This is a genomic window from Streptomyces sp. NBC_00075 (assembly GCF_045041225.1).
Classification (GTDB): domain Bacteria; phylum Actinomycetota; class Actinomycetes; order Streptomycetales; family Streptomycetaceae; genus Streptomyces; species Streptomyces adonidis.
The window spans coordinates 6,536,942-6,559,225 of the sequence record NZ_CP108243.1; the positions used below are offsets into that span (position 1 = coordinate 6,536,942).

Sequence of the window (22,284 nt, forward strand, 5' to 3'; positions counted from 1 at the left end):
AGTGCGGGGCGGACCGCCCTGATCTGTGCGGCCCGCCCCGGTGGTCTCAGTTCTCCCACCGTACGGTTGGTGGTTCCTGCATGGTGAAGACCAGGCGCGTGGTGTCGGGCCCGGTCAGGCGCTTGGCGCCTCCCCCTTTGCGGCCTTTGGCGACGGTGACGCGGACTCCGTCGCGAAGAAGGTCCTCCCGGGCCACAACTTCTTCCGCCGGGACTGTCTGGCGGTAGCGGCTGACGACGTATTCCTCAAGCCAGTCCGAGCGCACTGAGGCGGGCGCAGGGCACACGTCGCCTCGGGCGGTGGCACGACACCCGTAGTCGCCGTACGGATACCCCTTCCGTACGGCGAAGTACATACGCCCCTCGCAGCCCTCGCAGTGGGCCACTCCAGTGAGCAGGGCACTCGTTGTCCGGCGCTCGCGACGAGTGCCATTCGAACGCGCCAGAAGGACGGCCTGGAGGGTGCGGAACTCGTCCTCGGTGAGCAACGGCGGACCGATCAGCACGGGTAGCCCTGCGGTATCGCGAACGGTCTGCCCTTGATGCACGCGATGGCCCATCAGTGACGGGCTGCGCAACACCTTGGACAGGGTTCCGGACGTCCAGCGGAAGCGTTCGAAGTCGCGCCCGTGGCGTCGGCCTCCCAACGGACGTCCTTGAAGCTGGGCGTGGCGGTCGCGGGGCACCAGTGCGCCTGTCTCGTTGAGTTTCCGTGCAATGGCGATCAGCGAGAGTCCCGCATGAACTTCTTCCACGATGGTTCGGACGACTGGGGTCGTTTCGGGGTCAGGAGTCAGGCACCATCCGCTACCAGACGGGTGCGGCGCCTTGAGGTAGCCGAAGGGGACCAGGCCGCCGCCGTAGCGACCGGCGGCACGCAGCGCCTCATGGCTGCCGGTGAGCCGTTCGGAGATGGTGCGCGCCTCTTGCTCGGCGGTGTGGGCGAGGTCCATGCATCGACGGATGGTGGCGCCGTTCGCCTGTGGTGTCACTACGAGGGGCCTGTGGTCCTCGGATGTTCCGAAGACGAGCGTCCGGTCCTGTTGGCGCCCCCAAGCGACCAACTCGGCCATGTGTGCCACGGATCGCACGGCGCGGTCCACGTGGGACCACACAACAGCGCTGTACTCCTGCGGGCGACACAGCCAGGACGACAAGGACGGCCTCTCGAATGGAGACGTCTGGCACGCTGAGACGCCAAGGTCGGCAGCTTCGCCGATCAGCGCGAAGTTGAGGCGCTCGGCGCAGAGTTGGATGGTGGCGCGCTGCCGGGCAGGCGAGGTGGTCACGCTGGTCACGTTGCTGAGGCGTAGTACGGCGAGGGCGTGTGGTTGACCGCCGGAAGGTGAAGTCGGTGGAGCCTGTGCGCAACTACTCTTGGGCATGTTGGCACTCCTTGTCAGTGTCGGCCGTGCCCCGGGGCTGGTAGGACAGCCGCCGGGGTCTTTCGGTCCCACTTTCGGAGTGTGAACTGAAGTTTGTTCTCTGTTAGTTGGAAATTGGCTCTATGGAGTGAATCTTCAGGAAGTCGGCCGTCTGCTGAGTTGACGGTCCAGCGCCAGTGACAGTTCCGCCTCCACCACCCGGCGGGCCAGTGGGCGCAGGCGGGCCGGGTCGCCCTCCGGGGCGTGGGTGAGGATCACGTCCGTGAAGATCTCGGCCAGGGCGTCCGCGTGGTCGCGTACCCGCTTGCCCGCCGCCAGGACCGCCGACAGCGGGATGCCCTCCTGGACCAGCGCCGCCGACGCCTCCAGGAGGCTGCGGCTGATGTGGACGATCTGGTCGCCGTCGATGCCCAGATAGCCGAGGTCCATCGAGGCCGCGAGGTTCTCGGGGGTGGCGTCCGGGCCGAAGCGGTCGGCGAGGTCCTCGGGGGTGAGGCGGACCGGGGTCTCCTCGGTGGGGGCGCCGAGGCCGAGCAGGTCGGCGACATCCCGGCCGTGGTCGAAGGCCTCGGCGAGTTCCGCGATGCCGCTCAGGGTGTGGCCGCGTTCAAGGAGCGCCGAGATCGTGCGCAGCCGGGCCAGGTGGTGGTCGTCGTACCAGGCGATGCGGCCCTCGCGGCGGGGCGGTGGGATCAGTTTGCGTTCGCGGTAGAAGCGCAGGGTGCGGACGGTGATGCCGGCCAGGTCGGCCAGCTCCTCCATCCGGTACTCCATCCGGTACTCCGTCCGGTGTTCGCGTCCTTCGGCGTTCTCCGCCGTGTCTGCGTCTGCGTCTGCCACGTCGGAACCCTAAGGCGTACCGTCGGTAACTTTCCTCCTTCCGGCCCCTACCGGTCAGTACGCCCCTCCTCTACTCTCCCCATTGCGCCAGTGTTCACTGGCGGAGTCGCGTACGACGCATGGAGGCATCGGCATGGCCGAACACGAGCATGTGCGGGTGGCGGTGATCGGGTCCGGGTTCGGGGGGCTCGGGGCCGCCGTGCGGCTGCGCCGCGAGGGGATCACCGACTTCGTCGTGCTGGAGCGGGCCGGCAGCGTCGGCGGGACCTGGCGGGACAACAGCTATCCGGGGTGCGCCTGCGATGTGCCCTCCCACCTCTACTCCTTCTCCTTCGCGCCCAATCCCGACTGGCCGCGTGCCTTCTCCGGGCAGGAGCACATCCGTGCCTATCTGGAGCACGTCACCGATGTCTTCGGGCTGCGGCCCCATCTCCGCCTCAACTCCGAGGTGAAGACGATGACTTGGGACGGGGGGCGGTTGGTGTGGGTCATCGAGACCAGCAGTGGGACCCTGCTCGCCGATCTCGTCGTCTCCGCCACCGGGCCCCTCTCCGATCCCAAGGTGCCGGACATTCCGGGGCTCGACACCTTTCCCGGCAAGGTCTTCCACTCCGCCCGCTGGGACCACGACTACGACCTGCGCGGCAAGCGGGTCGCGATGGTCGGCACCGGGGCCTCCGCCATCCAGATCGTGCCCGCCGTCCAGCCCGACGTCTCCCGCCTCACCCTCTTCCAGCGCACCCCGCCCTGGGTGATGCCCCGCGTCGACCGGGCCATCGGCGGCGCCGAGCGCGCCGTGCACCGCGCGCTGCCCTTCACCACCCGGCTGCGGCGCGGACTCCTGTGGGGCATGCGGGAGTTGCAGGTCCAGGCGTTCACCAAGCACCCGGGCGAGCTGGGTGTGGTGGAGGCGCTGGCCAAGCGGAACATGAGCCGCTCGATCAAGGACCCGGCCCTGCGCGCCAAGCTCACCCCCGACTACCGCATCGGCTGCAAGCGCATCCTGCTGTCGAGCGAGTACTACCCGGCCCTGACCCGCCCCAATGTGGACGTCGTCGCCAGTGGGTTGAGCGAGGTCCGCGGGTCCACTGTCGTCGGGGCCGACGGGAGCACCGCCGAGGTCGACGCCATCGTCTTCGGTACGGGGTTCCACGTCACCGACATGCCCATCGCCGACCGGGTCGTCGGCGCCGACGGGCGTACGCTCGCCGAGGCCTGGGCGGGCAGCGGGATGCGGGCGCTGCGCGGAGCCTCCGCCGCCGGGTTCCCCAACTGGATGACGATCATCGGGCCCAACACCGGCCTCGGGAACTCCTCCATGATCCTGATGATCGAGTCCCAGCTGAACTACATGGCCGACTACGTACGGCAGTTGGGCGTTCTCGGGGGGCGGGTGGCTCTCGATGCCCGGCCTTCCGCCGTCGACGCCTGGAACGGGCGGGTGCAGGAGCGGATGCGGCGCACGGTGTGGAACACGGGTGGGTGCAGCAGCTGGTACCTCGACGCCGAGGGGCGCAACACCACCGTCTGGCCCGGTACGACATCCGAGTTCCGGCGGGCGACCCGGCGTGTGGATCTCGCCGAGTACGAGGTTCTGCGGGCGGCGACCGTCGGCACCGGCGAGACCAACTCGGCTGTGGGGGTGGGCGCGTGAGCCGGTTGACGTCCGTGACGGGCGGTCCGTACGCCCCTCCTGTCCCCGTCCGTGAACTCACCGCCGTCTCCGCCGACGGGGCCCGGCTGCATGTCGAGGTGCACGGCGTCGATGACGGACCCGTGGTCGTCCTCTCCCACGGCTGGACCTGCTCCACCGCCTTCTGGGCCGCCCAGATCCGCGAACTCGCCCCCGATCACCGGGTCGTGGCCTACGACCAGCGCGGCCACGGACGCAGCCCGGCGAGCCCCGTCTACAGCACCGACGTACTCGCCGACGACCTGGAAGCCGTACTCGCGGCCAGCCTCGCACCCGGCGAGAAGGCCGTGGTCGTCGGGCACTCCATGGGCGGGATGACGATACTGGCAGCGTCCACGCGGCCGGGGTTCCGGGAGCACGCGGCGGCCGTACTGCTGTGCAGCACCGGCAGTTCGCGGCTCGTCGCCGAGGCGCTGGTCGTGCCGATGCGGGCCGGGCGGCTGCGGACCTGGCTCACACGGCTGGGCCTCAGTTCGCGCGCGCCGTTCGGTCCGGTCACGCCCGTCTCCCGGCGCATCCTCAAGTACGTGACCATGGGCGCCGGTTCGTCGGCCGCCATGGTCGAGGCGTGCGCCAGGATCGCGCACGCGTGCCCGCGCAAGGTGCGGTACGCATGGGCGCGGGTGCTGGACGGGGTCCAACTCGACGCCGACATAGGAGAGTTGACCGTACCGGCCGCTGTTGTCGTCGGTACGGCCGATCGGCTGACCCCGCCCGTGCACGCGCGGGCGCTGGCCGCCGCGCTGCCCGACTGCCACGGTGTGACCGAGCTGGCCGGGCTGGGGCACATGACTCCGGTCGAGGCGCCGGAGGTGGTGACCGGGGTGATTCGTGAACTCGTGGTGGCGTACGGGCAGTTGGACGCGCACGGTACAGAGGCCGACGTACGGATCGAGGAGGGCGCATGAGCAAGGTCAGTCTGGACGGGCAGGTCGCTGTCGTGACCGGGGCGGCTCGGGGGGTCGGTGAGCTGCTCGCGCGCAAGCTCTCCGCGCGCGGGGCCAAGGTCGCGCTGGTCGGGCTGGAGGCCGACGCGCTCAAGCAGGTCTCCGAGCGGCTCCACACCGAGAGCCAGGCCTGGTACGCCGATGTCACCGACCACGAGGCGATGTCCCGGGTGGCGGCGGAGGTCAAGGAGCGGTTCGGGAAGGTCGACATCGTCGTCGCCAACGCGGGGGTCGCGAGCGGCGGGCCCTTCGTCGACTCCGATCCGGAGTCCTGGCGGCGGGTCATCGAGGTCAATCTGATCGGGTCGGCGGTCACGGCGCGGGCGTTTCTGCCGGTGCTGACGGAGAGCAGGGGGTACCTGCTCCAGATCGCCTCTCTCGCCGCCATCACCCCGGCGCCGATGATGACCGCGTACTGCGCGTCCAAGGCGGGTGTCGAGGCGTACGCGCACTGTCTGCGGGCCGAGGTCGGGTACAAGGGCGTCCGGGTGGGGGTCGCGTATCTGTCCTGGACCGACACCGACATGGTCCGCGGGGCCGATCAGGACGACGTCATGCGGGAGTTGAGGCAGCGGTTGCCGGGGCCGGCCGGCAAGACGTATCCGCTGGGGCCGGCCGTCGACCGGCTCGTGGCCGGGATCGAGCGGCGGTCCAGCCATGTGTACGGGCAGTGGTGGCTGCGCGGGATGCAGGGGGTGCGGGGGTATCTGCCGGGGCTGATCGGGGCGGTCGGGCAGCGCGAGGTCGGGCGGTTCTCGGGGCGGTTGCAGGGGATGGGAACAGGGCTTGTGGGGGCTGGTGGAGCGGCCGATGAGGAGGCCCGGGGCGTGGGGTCGGGCACTGGCAGTGACTGAACGTTACTGATCGAAATGCGTGCTTTGTGCTGGCGTGTGAGTCTGGTCGAGCCCCGATCCCCTCACCCACTTACGGGAGTGAACTCACATGGGCATGAAGGACGAGATGCAGGAGAAGGCCCGGCAGGCCAAGGAGAAGATGGAGCGGACCCGGGAGGGTCAGCGCCAGCAGGGCGAGCGCCAGCAGGGTCAGCCGGGCGAGCGTCAGCAGGGCGAGCGCCCGCAGGGTCAGGAGCGTAGGCCTGGCCAGGAGCGTAAGCAGGGGCGGGAGGAGACTCCTGAGCGGGGGCGGCCGCGCGACGAGGACACGGAGCGGGCCATGCGGGAGGAAGAGGACCGGTTGAACCAGGACTACGACATCTAGTCCTGGCTTGAGCCGATGATGTGGGGTGCCCTTGGTTTTGAGGGCACCCCACATCCTGCTTTGTGGGGTGCGTTGTTGGGTGCGGGCCCGGTGGGGGCTTGTCGCGCAGTTCCCCGCGCCCCTAGGTACGTCCACGCGGGGGGAGTTTTGGTCTTGCTCTGTTCGGGACGCCGTCGTACGTCGGTGGGGTGGCCGCCGGGTGTGTGTCCAGGAGGGTCAGGGCCAGGCGGATTGCGTCGTCCATTTCCACGTGGCGGCCCTCTGCCCAGTCCAAGGGGGTGCGCAGGATCTCCAGGTCCGGGGACACGCCCTGGTTTTCGACCGTCCAGCCGTACGTGTCGAACCAGGCCGCGTTCATCGGGACCGTGATCACCGTGCCGTCGCCCAGGCGGTGGCGGCCGGTCATGCCGACCACTCCGCCCCAGGTTCGCTGGCCCACCACCGGGCCCAGCTCCAGCAACTTGAAGGCCGCCGTGATCATGTCGCCGTCCGACGATGTCGCCTCGTCGGCCAGGGCGACCACCGGGCCCCTGGGCGCATTTGAGGCGTACGACACCGGCTGGGCGTTGCGGGTCAGGTCCCAGCCCAGGATCGTGCGGGTCAGTTTCTCCACCACCAGCTCGCTGATGTGGCCGCCCGCGTTGCCGCGTACGTCGACGATGAGCGCGGGCCTCGACACCTCCATGCGCAGATCGCGGTTGAACTGGGCCCAGCCCGAGCCGCCCATGTCGGGGATGTGCAGATAGCCGCACCGGCCTCCGCTCAACTCCCGTACGACTTCCCGGCGTTTGGCCACCCAGTCCTGGTAGCGCAACGGCCGCTCGTCGATCAGGGGGACCACCGCGACCCGCCTGGCCCTTCCCTCGCCCCGAGAGTCCTCCGCCGGTGTGAACGTCAGCTCCACCGTCGTACCGCCCGCCCCCGCCAGCAACGGGAACGGGCCCGTCACCGGGTCCACCGGGCGGCCGTCCACATGCGTGAGCAGAGCGCCCTCCCGGATTCCCGAACCGGCCAGCGGGGAGCGGGCCTTGGAGTCCGAGGAGTCGCCGGGGAGGATGCGGTCCAGCATCCAACCGCCCTCCCTGCGGACGAAGTTGGCGCCCAGGAGGCCCTGCCTGCGCTGGTAGTGCGGTGGGCCCTCGTTGCGGCGGGCGGCCGTGACGTACGCGTGGGACGTGCCCAGCTCGCCCAGGACCTCGCGGAGCAGGTCCGCGAACTCGTCGGGGGACGCGACCCGTTCGACCAGCGGGCGGTACTGCTCCAGCACCGCGTCCCAGTCGATGCCGCACATCTGGGGCTCCCAGAAGTAGGCGCGGATCAGGCGGCCCGCCTCCTCGTAGGACTGGCGCCACTCCGCCGGGGGGCAGACCTCGTGCAGGACCCGGCGCAGGTCGATCCAGACCGTCGTATCGCTGTCGCCCGGGTCGGTGGACGGCACCGCGCGCAGCTCGTCGTCGTCCACGACCACCAGCCGTGAGGCGTCGCCGCTGACCGCGAACCAGTCGAGGTGGTCGACGAGTTCGGACTTCTTGGCCTTGCTGATGTTGAAGTATTCGAGCGTCGGCCGACCGCTCGTGTCCGCCGGGTTCGCGAACGTCTCGCCGAGCGCGCCCGAGATCGGCCAGCGCAGCCAGACCAGTCCGCCGCCCGCGACCGGGTACAGCGCCGAGTACTTGGAGGCGGTGACCGGGAAGGGGGTGACGCGGCTCTCCAGGCCCTCCACCTCGACGGTCACCGTGCCGTCCCCGCCCTCCTCCTCGGGGTCCAGGCCACCCGCGGCCGGGCGGCCGTCGGGGGACAGGGCGAAGGGGGAGGGGGTCGCCGAGGAGAGCGGGACCAGGTAGGGGCGGCAGCCGAGCGGGAAGGAGAGGTCGCCCGTGTGGACGTCGTACACCGGGTCGAAGCCGCGCCAGGAGAGGAAGGCCAGGTAGCGGCCGTCCCTCGTGAAGACCGGGTTCTCGTCCTCGAAGCGGCCGTTCGTCACGTCGACGATCAGGCGGTCCTTTATCCGGGCCATCTTGATCTGGCGGAGGGAGCGGCCGATGCCCGGGTGCGACCAGGTCAGCCAGGCGCCGTCCGGGGAGAAGGCCAGGTCGGTGACCGGCCCGTTGAGGGAGCAGATCAGCTCCGTCGCGTCCCCGTTCGAGTCCTCCGTCGCGTCGATGAGGAGGAGGCGGCCGTCGTGGGCCGCGATGGCCAGGCGTTCGCCCGCCGGGTCGGACACCAGTTCCAGTACCCGGCCCAGCGCGCCCGACGCCAGCCGCCTCGGCTCGCGCTCCCCGCTGGCCCTCGGGAGGTAGGCGATCTCGATCGCGTCCTCTCCCTCCGCGTCCGTGACGTACGCGACCTGGCCGCCCGAGCCGAGCATCTCGGGGAGCCGGACCCGTACGCCGGGGGTGTCGGTGATCGTCCGGGCGGGGCCGTCCCGGTGTGTCAGCCAGTAAAGACTTCCTCGTACGACGACGGCGCTCGCGCGGCCCGTCTCGTCGACCGAGATGCCGTCGACGTGCTGAGCGGCGGGCACCTGGTACGTACGCCGGCCCGCGCGGGGGCCGCCGAGCCGTACGTCGAGGCGGCGGGGGAGGGAGTCGGCGGCGAGGTCGTCGACGATCCAGAGGTCGCCCGCGCACTGGTAGACGACGCGGGTGCCGTCGCTGGAGGCGTGCCGGGCGTAGAAGGCGTCGTGGTCGGTGTGCCGGCGCAGGCCGGAACCGTCGTACGCGCACGAGTACAGGTTGCCGATGCCCTCGTGGTCGGAGAGGAAGGCGATGCGGTCGCCGACGAACATGGGGGAGTGCAGGTGGCCTTCGAGGTCGGGGAGGAGGCGCTCGCCGTGCAGCCAGAGGCGGCCCATGGCGCCGCCCCGGTAGCGCTTCCAGGCGGCCGGTTCGTGGGGCGGGGTGCCCGTGAGGAGGAGGGTCCTGCGCTCGTCCTCGATGTCGGCGACCTGGATGTCGGAGACCGGGCCCCAGGGGAGCCGGCCGCCGGGGCCGCCGCCCGCCGGGACGCTGTAGGCCCAGGTGAAGTAGGAGAAGGGCTGGCCGTGCGAGGCGACGGCGAGGATGTCCCCGTCCGGGGACCAGCCGCAGACCTGGGTGTCGGCGCTGCCCCAGTAGGTGAGCCGCTGCGCCGGGCCGCCGTCGACCGGCGCCCGGTGGATCTCGGGCACGAGACTGCGCCAGCTCGTGTACGCGATGTGCCGTCCGTCCGGCGAGAAACGCGGGTGCCCGACCTTCGTACGGTCGACGGTGAGCCGCCAGGCTCGGCCGGGCCCGTCGAGGGAGGCGAGCCAGAGGTCGTCCTCGGCTACGAAGCACAGCAGGTCGTCGCTGAGGTGGGGCAGGCGCAGATAGCTCACCTCCCCATGCTTTTCCGGGAAACGGGCCCCAGCAACTTCTGAAATCACCCGCGGGACATGTGAACATGTGCAGGACACGTACGAAACAGTTTCGTTTCTGTCATTCTCAGGCTATGCTCATTGACGTACGGCGGAGCTGTACGAAACGGTGTCGTCCGATACTGGAACCGGAAGGGTGAGTGGCATGACCGAGGTCGCAACGGCGCGTCGTAGTCGGATCACTCCTGAGCGGGAGGCCGAGCTGTACGGCGCCACGCTCGACCTGCTCCGGGAAGTCGGCTACGAGGCGCTCACCATGGACGCCGTCGCCGCCCGTACGAAGTCCAGCAAGGCCACGCTCTACCGCCAGTGGGGCGGCAAGGCCGAACTGGTCGTCAGGTCGATGCGGCACTTCAAGCCTGGTGGTGCCGCCGTCGCCGACGTCGACACCGGGTCCCTGCGTGGTGACTTCCACGCCCTGCTGGTCCGCGAGGACGACTGCGTCATGGAACAGAACTCCGCGCTGATGCGGGCTCTGGGCATGGCGGTCCACGCGAACCCCGATCTCCTCCTGGCGTTCCGGGAACTGCTCGTCGAACCGGAGATGCTGGAATTCCGCAAGGTGATCCAGCGTGCCATCGACCGCGGTGAGGTCCGTCCGGACAATCCGGCGGCCGACTACGTGCTGCACATGATGATCGGCGGCTTCGTGGCGCGCACGCTCATCGACGAACTGCCCCCGACGCAGGCCTACTTGCGCGACTACATCGACGCCGTGGTGCTCCCCGCCCTCGGCGTGCCACCGGTCTCGTAAGGCAGCCTGCCTCTCACCGGTCCGCCCGCACCATCCGCGGGGCGGCACCCGACATCCCTGTGAACGACCCCACTTGCACCTGACGCGACCGCTCACGTCGTCGGGCTGATCACCCCTGCCCCCCAACAGGCCGATCAACCCTGCCCATTTGCACCTCAACGACCTGACCGGGAGTACGCCCCAGTGGCCACGTTCCTCTACAAACTCGGCCGGCTCGCCTTCCGGCGACGGCATTTCGTCGCCCTGATCTGGGTGGCGCTGCTGACGCTCGCGGGAGTCGGCGCGGCCAGCGCGCCCGCCGCCGGCACCACCTCCTTCTCCATACCGGGTACGGAGGCCCAGAAGGCCTTCGACCTGCTGGAACAGCGCTTCCCCGGCGCCAGCGCCGACGGAGCGACCGGGCGCATCGTCTTCAAGGCGCCCGAGGGCCAGAAGATGACGGACGCCGACAACAAGGCGACCGTCGCGAAGACCGTCAAGCAACTGCGCGACGGCTCCGAGGTCGTCTCCGTCACCGACCCGTTCACGACGAACGCCGTCAGCAAGGACGGGTCGGTCGCCTACACCTCGGTGAAGTACGACCTTCCCGGCATGGAGTTGGCGGACTCGACCAAGGACGCCCTGGAGAAGGCCGGCGACGAGGCCCGGGCCACCGGGCTCACCGTCGACGTCGGCGGTGACGCGCTCCAGGCCGCGGCCGACCCGGGAGCGGTCGGCGAGATCATCGGCCTCGCCATCGCCGCGGTCGTCCTCGTCATCACCCTGGGTTCCATGGTCGCCGCCGGGCTGCCGCTGCTGACCGCGATCATCGGCGTCGGGATCGGTGTCTCCACGATCACCGCCCTCGCGAAGGCGCTCGACCTGGGCGACACGACCTCCACGCTGGCCCTGATGATCGGCCTCGCGGTCGGTATCGACTACGCGCTGTTCATCGTCTCCCGCTACCGCAGCGAGCTGGCCGAGGGCCGCGACCGCGAGGAAGCGGCAGGCCGGGCCACCGGCACCGCCGGTTCGGCGGTGGTCTTCGCGGGCCTCACGGTCGTGATCGCCCTGGCGGGGCTCGCGGTCGTCAACGTCCCGATGCTGACCAAGATGGGCCTCGCGGCGGCGGGCACGGTCGTGGTCGCCGTACTCATCGCACTGACGATGGTCCCGGCGCTGCTCGGATACGCGGGCCGGAAGGTGCAGCCGGCGGGCGAGAAGAAGAGCAAGAAGAAGAGCAAGGAGAAGGGTGACGCGCCGGTGGGGCCGGCGAAGCCCAACATGGGTGCGCGCTGGGCGAGTTTCGTCATCCGTCGGCCGGTCGCCGTCCTGCTGTTCGGTGTGCTCGGTCTGGGCGCGATCGCGGTCCCGGCCACGCAGCTGGAGCTGGGCCTGCCCGACGACGGTTCGCAGCCGACGTCCACGACACAGCGCCGCGCCTACGACCTCCTCTCGGAGGGCTTCGGCCCCGGCTTCAACGGTCCGCTGATGGTCGTGTACGACGCGGCCGGCAGCGCCGACCCGAAGGCCGACGCCGACGCGCTGACCGACCGGATCAAGGGCATCGACGACGTCGTGTCGGTCAGCCCGGCCCAGTTCAACAAGGCCGGTGACACCGCGACGATCACCGTGATCCCGGACTCCAAGCCGTCCTCGACGCAGACCGAGGACCTGGTGCACGAGATCCGTGCCGAGGGCGCCGACGTCAAGGCCGACACGGGCGCGAACGTCCTGGTCACCGGCACGACCGCGATGAACATCGACTTCTCGCAGAAGCTCAACGACGCCCTGATCCCGTATCTGGGCCTGGTGGTGGGCCTCGCCTTCCTCCTCCTGATCGTGGTCTTCCGCTCGATCCTGGTCCCGCTGAAGGCGGCGCTGGGCTTCCTGCTCAGCGTGCTCGCCGCACTCGGCGCAGTGGTGGCGGTCTTCCAGTGGGGCTGGCTGAGCGGCCTGATCGGCGTCGAGGAGACCGGCCCGATCATGTCGATGATGCCGATCTTCATGGTCGGCGTGGTCTTCGGTCTCGCGATGGACTACGAGGTGTTCCTCGTGACCCGGATGCGCGAGGCATACGTCCACGGCGAGTCCCCGACCGAGGCCGTGGTGACCGGCTTCAGGCACAGCGCCCGGGTCGTGGCCGCCGCCGCGGTCATCATGATGGCCGTCTTCGGCGGCTTCATCAGCTCCTCCGAGTCGATGATCAAGATGATCGGCTTCGGCCTGGCGATCGCGGTCTTCTTCGACGCGTTCGTGGTCCGCATGGCGATCGTCCCGGCCGTACTGGCCCTGCTGGGCAAGAAGGCCTGGTGGCTCCCGAAGTGGCTGGACCGCGCCCTGCCGAACGTCGACGTGGAGGGCGAGGGCCTGCGCACCCTGGACGACGACAACCGCCCGAAGGACGAGGACAGGGAGCTGGTACGAGCCTGACGCACCGCGTCTCCTGACGTACCGCGCCCGGGAAAAGCCGGCCGGTGAGGGCCCCGTGGGGACGGGGAGCCCTCACCGGCTTCTTTCATGACCTGGGCGGACGGCTGACCGGAATTCGTTCGTGATGCATCGGTCCGCCCGCTAACGTGCCGGGCATGACCACGTCCTCCCGTTTCGCCGAGGCCCTCGAACAACTGGGGCTCGGTGAACTCACCTCCCACATCCGGCGGTTCCCCGACGAGACGCGTACCGCTGCCGAGGCCGCTGCCGCGATCGGGTGTCAGCTGAGCCAGATCTGCAAGTCGCTGATCTTCTCCGCCGACGGGGTTCCGGTGCTCGTCCTCATGGACGGCGCCTCCCGCGTCGACGTCGAGCTCGTGCGGCGCGAACTCGGCGCCGCGAAGGTCACCCGCGCCAAGGTGGACGTCGTACGGGAGACCACCGGGTACGCCATCGGAGGCGTACCGCCCTTCGGGCACCGGACCAGGACGCCTGTGCTCGCCGATCGTTCGCTGCTGGAGCACGACCTCGTCTGGGCAGCCGCCGGTACCCCGTACACCGTGTTCCCCATGGAACCGAAGGCGCTGATCGCCCACGCCGGAGCCACCCTCGTCGATGTGCGGGAGTCGGCGGCTTCGTGACCCCCACCGTCACCGCCGCCGTCCTGCTCGCCGCCGTCACCCACGCCTCCTGGAACGCGCTCGCGCACCGCATCACCGACAAGCTGGTCGGGTTCACGCTCATCGCCGGGGGCGGGATGGTGATCGGGCTGGTCGCCGTGCCGTTCGTGCCCTTTCCCGCTGCCGACGCGTGGCCGTATCTGGTCGTCTCGGCCGTCATCCATCTCGTCTACTACGTGCTGCTCATGCGGTCGTTCCGGCTCGGTGACTTCGGGCAGGCGTATCCGATCGCGCGCGGTACCGCGCCCCTCGTCGTCACCCTGCTCGCCGCCGTGTTCGCGCACGAGGTGCCCGACGGCTGGGCGGCGGCCGGAATCGCCTTGTCCTGTGCGGGACTTACCGGGGTCGCGCTGTGGGGGCTGCGCGGCCGGCGGCCCAACTGGGCGGCGATCGGGGCCGCGTTGGCGACCGGGCTGTCCATCGCCGCGTACACCGTCGTCGACGGGCTGGGGGTACGGGCGTCGGGGTCCGCGCTCGGCTATATCGCCTGGCTGATGGCTCTTGAGGGCATCGCCATTCCCGCCTATGCCCTCTACCGCTGGCGGGGCCAATTCCTCGCGAAGGTACGGCCGTTCGCCGGGGTCGGGCTGCTCGGGGCCGCGCTCTCCGTGGCGGCGTACGGGCTGGTCCTGTGGGCCCAGACCAAAGCCGAACTGGCGCCGATCGCCGCCCTCAGGGAATCCTCGATCATCGTGGGCGCGGCCATCGGAGCCGTGTTCTTCAAGGAACGGTTCGGGGCTCCGCGTATCGCCGCCGCCGGGCTGCTGGTCATCGGGATCGGGCTGATGCTGCACGCCGGTTAGGCGGCGGCACCCCGGCCCCCTACGGGCGGATCGCCACCGCGTCCACCTCGAACAGCATCCCCGGCAGGGCCAGCGAGGCGACACCGCTCAGTGTCTGTGCCGGCAGCCGGTCGCCGAAGCGGGCGTGCAGCGCCTTGCCGAGGGTCTCCAGCTTGCCGAGGTCGTGGTCGACGACGAACGTGCCCAGCCGGACGACGTGTTCGTAGCCGAGGCCGGCCCCTTCGAGTGCCGAACGCAGCCGGTCGAAGGCCAGCTCCACCTGGGCGGCGAAGTCGCCGGGGACGGGGGCGCCGGTGGCGTCCGAGGCGTACTGGCCGCCGATGTACACGGGTTCACCGGGTGCCGACACCACGTGGCTGTAGCCGAAGGGTGCCGGGTCGTGCAGGGCGGGCGGGTTGGTGATCGTGCGCTGGTCGGAGTCGGAGGTCATGTCGGGCAAACCCCGGCGGATGCCTGCCCATTCCTGCCTGGTCGATTTCTGAGCGGGTTGGGTGCAGGTGCAGGTGCCGCATAGCAGCGAACCTTCACCCGCTGCCCCGGCCCCCACTCCTGCTCCACCTCCGCCGCCAGCAGCGTCCAGCCCAGCCGCTCGTACAGCGCCGCAGCCGCCGTGTCCGTCGACGCCACGTCCAGGACCGGGTGCAGGGCACGGGATTCGGCGTCTGCCACGGCCTGGGTCAGCAGCGCCGCGCCGACTCCCCGGCCCCGGGCCGCCGGATCCACGTACAGGCGGTTGATCACGGCCGTCGGACCCCCGGTCCACAGGGCCGCCGCCGCGTCGCCCTCCTCGCTGCGGGACAGGACGACGTGGCCGACCACCTCCTTCCCCTCCTCTGCCACCCACGCCGCGAGCAGTGAGCGCGGCGTCAGCCAAGTGGCCGGGTTCTGCGGCCAGTTGAGGGGATACCCGTTCCGCTCGTGGACGGTCGCCAGTACGCGTACGCATGCTTCCAGGTCGGCCTCCGTGCGGGGGCGGACGCGGAACAGGGCTGCGTCTGCTGAGCTGTTGGCTGTCACGCGGGCATGTAAGCACGTACGCCCGACAGGTCGTGGAGGCGCATGCTGTTGCGGTCGGTCACCGCGCGGCCGAAGGCGTGGTGGGGCCACAGGCCGCCCGCCGTGCGGCGGCTGCGTTCGACCCAGGCTCGGGCCGGGACGCTGCTGTTCTTGTAGTAGTTGAGGGCGTAGCCGCCGGTGTGGATCCGGAGCAGGCAGAAGCCGCCCGGGTAGTCCTTCACCGCGCTGACCTCCTGCTGGGTCACGTGCGGCGCGCTGGTCAGGGCCGTGCGCTTGTTGCGGTGGGTGTGGCCGGCGTGGTGCAGGAAGACGCCCGGGGCGGAGGCGTACGCGTCGACGATCGAGCGTGCCTGGGCGCGGTCCAGGCGCTGGCCGCGTCCCATCGGGAACACCGAGTCCCTTGTGGTGAGGGGGTGGTGGCCGAAGACGAGCGTCGGTCGGTCGGCGTCCGACCTCAACTGTGCTCTGAACCAGGCCAGTTGTTCTCCGCTCAGCCCGCCCGCGTCGCCCCCGTTGCCGCTCTTCTCGTACGTGTCCAGGCCGATCAGACGTAGCCCGCCCAGGTCGCGCGCGAAGTAGCCGAGGCCGTCGGCGTTGCCCAGGAAACCGTCGCGGAAGGAGTCGCGGAACGAGTCGTCGGGGTGTCTCGGGCGGTCGTGGTTGCCCCGTACGACGAAGTAGTCCCGTCCGTGCGTGCCGAAGCCGTCCAGGATGCGGCGGGCCTCGGCCAGGTCCCGGGGTGCGCCGGCCGCCGAGATGTCCCCGGCGGCCAGGAGGACGTCCGCCCCGCGTCGATGCGCCTCCTCGACCATCGCCCGGCTCATGATCTCCGGGTACGGGTCCAGGCCGGGCTGCTGTGAGACCCCGCGCAGCATCGGTACGCCGGCCACCAGGCCCGCCGTCGTCTCGCCGAGGTGCAGGTCGTTGCAGAGCGCGATGGAGAGGAGGTGGCGGCCGGGGGGTGGCTGCGGGGTCGTGAAGGAGTACGGGCCGCCGTGCGAGCCCAGGCCGTGGAGCGAGGTGCCGACCGCGTTGCCGCGCACCAGGTGCAGCGGGGTCGGCGTGGCCGCCCTGCCCCGCGAACGGGCCCGGTAGTAGTACGTCTGGCCCGGCTCCAGGTCCGTCAGCTCCACGTAGTGGTGGGCCGTCGGGTGGTCCTCCGCCGCCGTACGGTCGAGGTGCGCGGGGTGGGTGCCGTACACCACCTCGCCCTCGGTGACCGCCGGGACCAGGTGGCCGAAGCCGTCGTCGGTGCCGGGCACGGCCGTGTACCAGGTGATGACGGCGCGGTCCTCGGTGAGCGTGACCAGCTCCAGGTTGAGGGCCGTCACGGTGTCGGGGTGGGCGATGCGCTCCCGGCGGGCGGCGAGCGCGGAGCGGAGCACGGCGGGCGTGAGCAGCGCGCCGGAACGGGCCAGGTCGCGGGGGGAGGGGAACGCCGCCAGGGCGGCCAGGGGAGCGGAGAGACAGCAGCGCATGGGTGGGTACGTGCCCGTGGCCCGTTAACGGCTGCCGTGGGGACGGGGGCGGCACGAGGTATGGGGCACGACAACTCCTTCGCGTCGGTGCGGGACGTTCGCGGGAAGCTTTCAGCAGAGCACGGCGGGGGGCCTGAGGACACAGTAAGTAGGGTCATCGCGACGAACGTCACACAACGGGCGTGCATGCCGGGGCGGACAGGAGCACCCTGGAATCAGCGGTACCGGTACCGGAGGTGATCGTCATGACGCACACCGCAGTGGGATGGCATGTCGAGCTGGAGTTCGAGGAGGACGAGCAGCGCACACGTGCCGCGGCGCTCGTACGGCTCGCGGACGGGAGCGAGGTACGGGCCCACGGCTACGCCAGCCGTCACCGGTCCGACGAGAACCAGCCGCGCGTCGGCGAGGAGATCGCCGGGGCGCGCGCCCTCAACGAACTGGCGATGAAGCTGCTGACGAAGGCGCACGACGAGATCGACGAGGCGTCGGGGCGGACGTCGCGTTCGCTGACGGTTCGGTAGGCGGCCGGGGGCGGACTGGGGTGCCGGTTGGGTTTTCTCGCCCCCGCCGCCCCTACCCGTTCCCATCCCTGGGGGCTGCGCCCCCAGACCCCCCTTTCGGCCTGAACGGCCTCGTCCTCAAACGCCGGACGGGCTAAAAGCTCTCAAGTGACGGGCAGGCTGGTGCGCACCGCCCGAACCAACGCCTGCGCCCGCCCGTCCGCCGTCACGCTCTTGCGGAGGCCGTTCGTGACGTAGCCGAAGGCGATGCCCGACTCGGGGTCGGCGAAGCCCAGGGCGCCGCCGCGGCCGGGGTGGCCGAAGGAGCCGGGGGACAGGAGCGGCGAGGCGGTGCCGTGGAGCATGTAGCCGAGGCCGAAGCGGGTGCCGATCACCAGGACGCGGTCCGGCCCGGCGGATTCCTCGCGCCGGGCCAGTTCGACCGTCGCCGGGGTGAACAGGCGTGTCCCGCCGTCGACCTGGCCGATCAGGGAGGCGTAGAAGCGGGCGAGTCCGTCGGACGTGGCGATGCCGTTGGAGGCGGGCAGGGCGGCGGCCCGGTACGTGGGGTCGTTCTCGTCCGGGAGGGGCGTGATCGCGGCGAAGGCGCGGCTGGTGAGGGACTCCGGGTCGGCGTAGGCGGCGGCGACGGACCGCTTGGGGCGGGTCTTGAGGGCCCCCGAATCCGGAGTCTCCGGTGTGGGGACCCGCCCGACCCTGCCCACGCGCCCCGCCTCGGCCTCCGACTCCGGCAGCCCGATCCAGAGGTCGAGCCCGGCCGGGCCCGCGATCTCCGACGCCACCCACGCGCCGATCGGGCGCCCGCTGACCCGCCGTACCAACTCCGCCGTCAGCCAGCTGTACGTCTGCGCGTGGTACCCGTGGTCGGTCCCCGGCGCCCAGACCGGTGCCTGGGCGGCGACCGCCGCCGCGCCGAGGGCGGGATCGACGGCCTGCGCGGGCGTGAGCGGCCGGTCGAGCACGGGGATGCCGGCGCGGTGCGAGAGCAGATGCCGCACGAGGGTCCGCTCCTTGCCCGCCGCCTTGAACTCGGGCCAGTACTCGCCGACGGGAGCGTCCAGGTCCAGCTCGCCGCGCTGGGCCAGCATCAGCAGTACGGCGGCGGCGACACCCTTCGTCGCCGAGCGCACGATCTGCGCGGTGCCGTGCTCCCAGGGCGCGTCGCCGTCCACGTCACGGGTACCGGCCCACAGGTCGACGACCCGGTGCCCGTCCCGGTACACGGTGACGGCGGCGCCGCGTTCGCCGCCGGTCGCGAAGTTCCGTACGAACGCGTCCTGGACGGGTTCGAAGCCCGGCGCCACTGTGCCCTTCACGTTCAGTTCCACGCCGCTGTAACGCGCACTGGCCCGCCGGCGATTCCTCAGCCCAGGATGATCGTCACATCGATGTTGTCGCGGGTGGCGTTCGAGTACGGGCAGACCATGTGCGCCGCGTCCACCAGCTTCGCCGCGATGTCCTGGTCCAGGACCGGCAGCGAGACACTCAGGGCGACCGCGAGGCCGTAGCCGCGCTGCTTGTTGGGGCCGATGCCGACCTTCGCGGCGACCGTGGAGCCGGACAGGTCGTAGCCCTCGCGGCGGCCGACCAGGACCAGCGCGTTGTGGAAGCAGGAGCTGTAACCGGCCGCGAACAGCTGCTCGGGGTTGGTGCCGTTGCCGTCGCCGCCCAGCTGCGGCGGCATGGCGACCTTCAGCGCGATCTGGCCGTCCTGGCTCGTGATCTCACCGTCCCGGCCGCCGTGGGCGGTGGCCTCGGCGACGTACATGATCTTCGTCGGACGGGTGTCGACGGCGGCACCTTCGTCGGTCACTGCGAAACCTCCCCCAAAAACAACTACGTCAATTACATCGTGCACAAGGTACCGGCCGGTAGGGATGCGCTCGCTACCCGGGGGTAGAAACCGCGGGTAACCTCAGGTCAGGGTCAGGTCAGGGTCAGGTCAGGTCAGCGGCGGGCCCGGTCCGCCGCCCCCTGCGCCCGTTCCGCCAGCTCCCACAGCTCGCCCCGCAGCCGCGCGACCTCGCCCCCGCTCAGCTCCGTCGCCGCGAGCAGCGCGCCCGGTACGAGCGCCGCGCGCTCCCGGAGTTCGTCGCCGCGCCCGGTGACCCGGACCGACACGGACCGCTCGTCCAGCGCCGACCGCTCCCGGCGGACCAGCCCGGCCGACTCCAGCCGCTTGAGCAGCGGCGAGACCGTGCCGTAGTCGAGGCACAGGGCGGTGCCCAGCTCCTTCACGGTCACCTCGCCGCGCTCCCACAGGACCAGCAGCACGAGGTACTGGGGGTAGGTGAGGCCCAGCTCGTCCAGGAGCGGACGGTAGGCGGCGGTCACCGCGCGCTGGGCCGCGTACAGCGCGAAGCACAACTGGTCGTCGAGGCGCGCCGACCCGGCGTTGTCCACATCGTCGTGCGCGTCCTCTTGTTCGATCACGCGCCCATTGTCCACGCGACCGTCGTCATGAGGTGCGGGTGGCGGAGACGGAGCGCGGGTCGAAACCGAACGGCAACTCCAGGCGGTGCGCGCTCATCAGGGCGTCGTCGGCGAGGAGTTCGCCGGTGGGGCCGTCGGCGGCGATGACGCCCTCGCTGAGGATCAGCGCGCGTGGGCACAGCTCCAGGGCGTACGGCAGATCGTGCGTGACCATGAGGACGGTGACGTCCAACGACCGCAGGATGTCGGCCAGTTCACGGCGCGAGGCGGGGTCGAGGTTGGACGACGGCTCGTCGAGGACGAGGATCTCGGGCTCCATCGCGAGTACGGTCGCCACCGCCACCCGGCGCCGCTGCCCGAAGGAGAGATGGTGCGGCGGCCGGTCGGCGAAGTCCGCCATCCCGACGAGTTCGAGGGCCGTACGGACGCGCTGTTCGAGTTCCTCGCCCTTCATGCCCGCCGCAGCGGGCCCGAAGGCGACGTCTTCCCTAACGGTCGGCATGAAGAGCTGGTCGTCGGGGTCCTGGAAGACGATCCCGACCTTGCGTCGGATTTCGGCCATGTGCCGCTTGCTGACGGGCAGTCCGGCCACGGTGACCGACCCGGCGCCCGCGGTGAGGATGCCGTTGAGATGCAGCACGAGGGTCGTCTTGCCGGCCCCGTTCGGCCCGAGCAGCGCCACCCGCTCACCGCGCCCGACGGAGAAGTCGACGCCGAAGAGAGCCTGGTGGCCGTCGGGGTAGGCGTAGGCCAGTCCGGCCACTTCGAGGGAGAGGGGGGCTGTCACAGGGACCATCCCAACACACAGACGACGAGCGCGGCGACCGGCAGGGCGAAGGCGTACGACCACTGGGCCCGGGACGCGGTCACCTCGTCGATGACGGGCATGGACCCGGCGTACCCCCGGCTGACCATGGCCAGATACACACGCTCACCCCGCTCGTAGGACCGGATGAACAGCGCCCCGGCGGACTTGGCCAGCACTCCCCAGTGCCGCACGCCACTCGCCTCGAACCCCCTGGACTCCCGGGCGATCCGCATCCTGCGCATCTCATCAGCGATGACATCGCCGTACCGGATCATGAAGGAGGCGATCTGTACGAGCAGCGGAGGCAGCTTGAGCCGCTGGAGCCCGAGGAGGAGTGCGCGCAGTTCGGTGGTGGAGGCGAGGAGTACGGAGGTGGCGACGCCGAGGGTGCCCTTGGCGAGGACGTTCCAGGCGCCCCACAGCCCGCTGACGCTGAGCGACATCCCCAGCACCTCGACCCGCTCGCCCTCCGCCACGAACGGCATGAGCACGGCGAAGGCGACGAAGGGCACCTCGATCAGCAGCCGCTTGAGCAGAAACCCGGCGGGTACGCGGGCGAGCCGAGCGACAGTCGCAAGCAGTACGGCGTACGCGGCGAAGGCCCACACCGCCTCCCGGGGTGTGGACACGACCACGATCACGAAGGCGAAGGCGGCGGCGAGCTTGGTGTGCGGCGGCAGTGCGTGCACGGGGGAATGCGCGTGCCGGTAGAGCCGGTGGGCGTGCCCCGCACCCATGTCAGACGCTCGCGGTGGGGGTGGCGGCGGCCGAGGGGGCCTCATCCGTACGGCGCCTGCGCACCGCCCAGAAGACACCGGTCCCGGCGACGACCGTGACGCCGACGCCGATCACCCCGGCGAGGCCACCGGACAGCCGTCCGTCGCTGATGCCCTCGACGCCGTAGTCGGCGAGCGGGGAGTCGGCGGCGGCGTGGTCCTCGACCTTGGCGTCGATGCCCTTGTCGGCGGCGACCTTCTCCAGGCCGTCCGGGCTGGCGGAGGCGTAGAAGCTGACGACACCGGCGAGGAGGAGGGAGGCGGCGAGGCCGGTGAGCCAGACGTTGCGGGTGCGGTGGGAGGAGGCGGGTTCCGGCTGGGGGGCCGCTGCCGGGGCCACGTCGACGAGTTCGCCGCCGACCCGCAGCTGGAGCTTCCGGGTCAGGCCCCGGGCGCCGTGGACGAGGTCAGGGCGTACGGCGATGACGGCGCCGACCGTGAACGCGGTGATCGCGGCCTCGCCGAGCCCGATCAGGACGTGCACGCCGACCATGGCGGTGAGGACCCGCCCGATCGGTACGTCCGTCGTGCCGCCGATCGCGTAGACGAGCGTGAAGGCGAGGGCGGCGGCCGGTACGGAGATCGCGGCGGCGACGAAGGCGGAGACGGTGACCGAACGGCGCTTCTTGGGCAGCACCTTCACCAGTCCGCGGAAGGTGGCGTAGGCGACGACGCTCGTCACCACGGCCATGACCGTGATGTTCACGCCGAGCGCGGTCAGGCCGCCGTCCGCGAAGAGGATGCCCTGCATGAGGAGTACGACGGACACGCACAGGACCCCTGTGTAGGGGCCCACGAGTATCGCCGCGAGCGCACCGCCGAGCAGGTGTCCGCTGGTCCCGGCCGCGACCGGGAAGTTCAGCATCTGCACGGCGAAGATGAACGCGGCCACCAGACCGGCGAGCGGCGCGGTCCGTTCGTCCAGCTCGCGCCGGGCGCCGCGCAGGCTCACGGCGACGGCACCGGCGGCGACGACTCCGGCCGCTACGGAGACGGGGGCGTTGATGAATCCATCAGGCACATGCACCGTTCGATAATAGTGGCTTGTTGCGAACTCCTTGCAAGAGCGAGGAGGGAGCAATCTGAGGCGCAATCGGGAAAATGTGCGACATTGGAGAGG

At 70.7% G+C, this 22,284-nt stretch carries 21 protein-coding genes; 9 read left to right on the forward strand and 12 right to left on the reverse strand.

What is annotated here, in order from left to right; genetic code table 11:
* Positions 1 to 46: 46 nt before the first annotated feature.
* Together OG787_RS28640 and OG787_RS28645 are read right to left on the reverse strand one after the other, a co-directional pair.
* On the reverse strand, positions 47 to 1,297 hold the full coding sequence (locus OG787_RS28640; RefSeq protein ID WP_405536954.1) for a recombinase family protein: 1,251 nt from the start codon (positions 1,295 to 1,297) through the stop codon (positions 47 to 49).
* Positions 1,298 to 1,519: 222 nt separating this feature from the next.
* Positions 1,520 to 2,146: a MerR family transcriptional regulator gene (locus OG787_RS28645; RefSeq protein WP_369035221.1), complete on the reverse strand. Its 627-nt coding sequence runs from the start codon at positions 2,144 to 2,146 to the stop codon at positions 1,520 to 1,522.
* 211 nt (positions 2,147 to 2,357) lie between these two features.
* Between OG787_RS28645 and OG787_RS28650 the strand changes: the two genes are divergently transcribed.
* The 4 genes from OG787_RS28650 to OG787_RS28665 all read left to right on the forward strand — a co-directional run bounded on the left by OG787_RS28650 (position 2,358) and on the right by OG787_RS28665 (position 6,082).
* The gene (locus tag OG787_RS28650; RefSeq protein ID WP_369035200.1) at positions 2,358 to 3,878 is read left to right on the forward strand and encodes a flavin-containing monooxygenase; all 1,521 of its coding nucleotides are present in this window, start codon (positions 2,358 to 2,360) and stop codon (positions 3,876 to 3,878) included.
* Complete coding sequence (locus OG787_RS28655) at positions 3,875 to 4,825, forward strand: alpha/beta fold hydrolase (RefSeq protein WP_405536956.1); 951 nt, start codon at positions 3,875 to 3,877, stop codon at positions 4,823 to 4,825. The genes OG787_RS28650 and OG787_RS28655 overlap by 4 nt, the downstream gene beginning before the upstream one ends.
* On the forward strand, positions 4,822 to 5,718 hold the full coding sequence (locus tag OG787_RS28660; protein ID WP_369035202.1) for an SDR family oxidoreductase: 897 nt from the start codon (positions 4,822 to 4,824) through the stop codon (positions 5,716 to 5,718). Before OG787_RS28655 ends, OG787_RS28660 begins: the two co-directional genes overlap by 4 nt.
* Positions 5,719 to 5,812: 94 nt before the next feature.
* Positions 5,813 to 6,082 carry a hypothetical protein gene (locus tag OG787_RS28665; protein ID WP_369035203.1) on the forward strand — a complete coding sequence of 90 codons (270 nt, stop codon included), beginning with the start codon at positions 5,813 to 5,815 and terminating at the stop codon, positions 6,080 to 6,082.
* A 121-nt stretch (positions 6,083 to 6,203) separates the two neighbouring features.
* Here OG787_RS28665 and OG787_RS28670 read toward each other — a convergent pair whose 3' ends face one another.
* The gene (locus OG787_RS28670; RefSeq protein ID WP_369035204.1) at positions 6,204 to 9,440 is read right to left on the reverse strand and encodes a S41 family peptidase; all 3,237 of its coding nucleotides are present in this window, start codon (positions 9,438 to 9,440) and stop codon (positions 6,204 to 6,206) included.
* 184 nt (positions 9,441 to 9,624) lie between these two features.
* Here OG787_RS28670 and OG787_RS28675 point away from each other — a divergent pair, with 184 nt between their 5' ends.
* From OG787_RS28675 to OG787_RS28690, 4 genes are all read left to right on the forward strand, one after another.
* The gene (locus OG787_RS28675; RefSeq protein ID WP_405536959.1) at positions 9,625 to 10,233 is read left to right on the forward strand and encodes a TetR/AcrR family transcriptional regulator; all 609 of its coding nucleotides are present in this window, start codon (positions 9,625 to 9,627) and stop codon (positions 10,231 to 10,233) included.
* Positions 10,234 to 10,416: 183 nt separating this feature from the next.
* Entirely contained in the window at positions 10,417 to 12,645 is a 2,229-nt protein-coding gene (locus tag OG787_RS28680) for an MMPL family transporter (protein WP_405536960.1), read from the forward strand.
* A 155-nt stretch (positions 12,646 to 12,800) separates the two neighbouring features.
* Complete coding sequence (locus tag OG787_RS28685; RefSeq protein WP_405536962.1) at positions 12,801 to 13,286, forward strand: YbaK/EbsC family protein; 486 nt, start codon at positions 12,801 to 12,803, stop codon at positions 13,284 to 13,286.
* Positions 13,283 to 14,128, forward strand: a complete 846-nt coding sequence (locus OG787_RS28690) for an EamA family transporter (protein ID WP_405536964.1) — start codon at positions 13,283 to 13,285, stop codon at positions 14,126 to 14,128. The genes OG787_RS28685 and OG787_RS28690 overlap by 4 nt, the downstream gene beginning before the upstream one ends.
* Positions 14,129 to 14,147: 19 nt before the next feature.
* On the opposite strand, the gene OG787_RS28695 is transcribed toward OG787_RS28690, so the two are convergent.
* The 3 genes from OG787_RS28695 to OG787_RS28705 are packed head-to-tail and all read right to left on the reverse strand — an operon-like array spanning position 14,148 to position 16,623.
* Complete coding sequence (locus OG787_RS28695; RefSeq protein ID WP_369035209.1) at positions 14,148 to 14,558, reverse strand: RidA family protein; 411 nt, start codon at positions 14,556 to 14,558, stop codon at positions 14,148 to 14,150.
* Positions 14,555 to 15,145: a GNAT family N-acetyltransferase gene (locus OG787_RS28700; protein ID WP_405536967.1), complete on the reverse strand. Its 591-nt coding sequence runs from the start codon at positions 15,143 to 15,145 to the stop codon at positions 14,555 to 14,557. Before OG787_RS28700 ends, OG787_RS28695 begins: the two co-directional genes overlap by 4 nt.
* Positions 15,142 to 16,623 carry a metallophosphoesterase gene (locus OG787_RS28705; protein WP_405536969.1) on the reverse strand — a complete coding sequence of 494 codons (1,482 nt, stop codon included), beginning with the start codon at positions 16,621 to 16,623 and terminating at the stop codon, positions 15,142 to 15,144. The genes OG787_RS28700 and OG787_RS28705 overlap by 4 nt, the downstream gene beginning before the upstream one ends.
* A 245-nt stretch (positions 16,624 to 16,868) precedes the next feature.
* Here OG787_RS28705 and OG787_RS28710 point away from each other — a divergent pair, with 245 nt between their 5' ends.
* Positions 16,869 to 17,147, forward strand: a complete 279-nt coding sequence (locus OG787_RS28710) for a DUF1876 domain-containing protein (RefSeq protein WP_369035212.1) — start codon at positions 16,869 to 16,871, stop codon at positions 17,145 to 17,147.
* A 143-nt stretch (positions 17,148 to 17,290) separates the two neighbouring features.
* On the opposite strand, the gene OG787_RS28715 is transcribed toward OG787_RS28710, so the two are convergent.
* The 6 genes from OG787_RS28715 to OG787_RS28740 form a co-directional block, all read right to left on the reverse strand.
* Positions 17,291 to 18,469, reverse strand: coding sequence for a serine hydrolase domain-containing protein (locus OG787_RS28715; RefSeq protein WP_405540610.1), 1,179 nt, complete (start codon positions 18,467 to 18,469; stop codon positions 17,291 to 17,293).
* A gap of 41 nt (positions 18,470 to 18,510) precedes the next feature.
* On the reverse strand, positions 18,511 to 18,915 hold the full coding sequence (locus OG787_RS28720; protein WP_405540611.1) for an organic hydroperoxide resistance protein: 405 nt from the start codon (positions 18,913 to 18,915) through the stop codon (positions 18,511 to 18,513).
* 179 nt (positions 18,916 to 19,094) lie between these two features.
* Positions 19,095 to 19,580: a MarR family winged helix-turn-helix transcriptional regulator gene (locus OG787_RS28725; RefSeq protein ID WP_369035214.1), complete on the reverse strand. Its 486-nt coding sequence runs from the start codon at positions 19,578 to 19,580 to the stop codon at positions 19,095 to 19,097.
* 25 nt (positions 19,581 to 19,605) lie between these two features.
* The gene (locus OG787_RS28730; protein WP_369035215.1) at positions 19,606 to 20,376 is read right to left on the reverse strand and encodes an energy-coupling factor ABC transporter ATP-binding protein; all 771 of its coding nucleotides are present in this window, start codon (positions 20,374 to 20,376) and stop codon (positions 19,606 to 19,608) included.
* Entirely contained in the window at positions 20,364 to 21,125 is a 762-nt protein-coding gene (cbiQ, locus tag OG787_RS28735) for a cobalt ECF transporter T component CbiQ (RefSeq protein ID WP_405536972.1), read from the reverse strand. Before cbiQ ends, OG787_RS28730 begins: the two co-directional genes overlap by 13 nt.
* Position 21,126: 1 nt before the next feature.
* Positions 21,127 to 22,191, reverse strand: a complete 1,065-nt coding sequence (locus OG787_RS28740) for an energy-coupling factor ABC transporter permease (protein WP_405536974.1) — start codon at positions 22,189 to 22,191, stop codon at positions 21,127 to 21,129.
* Positions 22,192 to 22,284 lie beyond the last annotated feature (93 nt).

Bases quoted from the DNA above. Each gene is read 5' to 3' on its own strand.
- OG787_RS28645 (WP_369035221.1), bottom strand. From the start codon at position 2,146: ATGGAGGAGCTGGCCGACCTGGCCGGCATCACCGTCCGCACCCTGCGC.
- OG787_RS28650 (WP_369035200.1), top strand. From the start codon at position 2,358: ATGGCCGAACACGAGCATGTGCGGGTGGCGGTGATCGGGTCCGGGTTC.
- OG787_RS28660 (WP_369035202.1), top strand. From the start codon at position 4,822: ATGAGCAAGGTCAGTCTGGACGGGCAGGTCGCTGTCGTGACCGGGGCG.
- OG787_RS28665 (WP_369035203.1), top strand. From the start codon at position 5,813: ATGAAGGACGAGATGCAGGAGAAGGCCCGGCAGGCCAAGGAGAAGATG.
- OG787_RS28675 (WP_405536959.1), top strand. From the start codon at position 9,625: ATGACCGAGGTCGCAACGGCGCGTCGTAGTCGGATCACTCCTGAGCGG.
- OG787_RS28685 (WP_405536962.1), top strand. From the start codon at position 12,801: ATGACCACGTCCTCCCGTTTCGCCGAGGCCCTCGAACAACTGGGGCTC.
- OG787_RS28695 (WP_369035209.1), bottom strand. From the start codon at position 14,558: ATGACCTCCGACTCCGACCAGCGCACGATCACCAACCCGCCCGCCCTG.
- OG787_RS28705 (WP_405536969.1), bottom strand. From the start codon at position 16,623: ATGCGCTGCTGTCTCTCCGCTCCCCTGGCCGCCCTGGCGGCGTTCCCC.
- OG787_RS28710 (WP_369035212.1), top strand. From the start codon at position 16,869: ATGACGCACACCGCAGTGGGATGGCATGTCGAGCTGGAGTTCGAGGAG.
- OG787_RS28720 (WP_405540611.1), bottom strand. From the start codon at position 18,915: ATGTACGTCGCCGAGGCCACCGCCCACGGCGGCCGGGACGGTGAGATC.
- OG787_RS28730 (WP_369035215.1), bottom strand. From the start codon at position 20,376: ATGGTCCCTGTGACAGCCCCCCTCTCCCTCGAAGTGGCCGGACTGGCC.
- cbiQ (WP_405536972.1), bottom strand. From the start codon at position 21,125: ATGGGTGCGGGGCACGCCCACCGGCTCTACCGGCACGCGCATTCCCCC.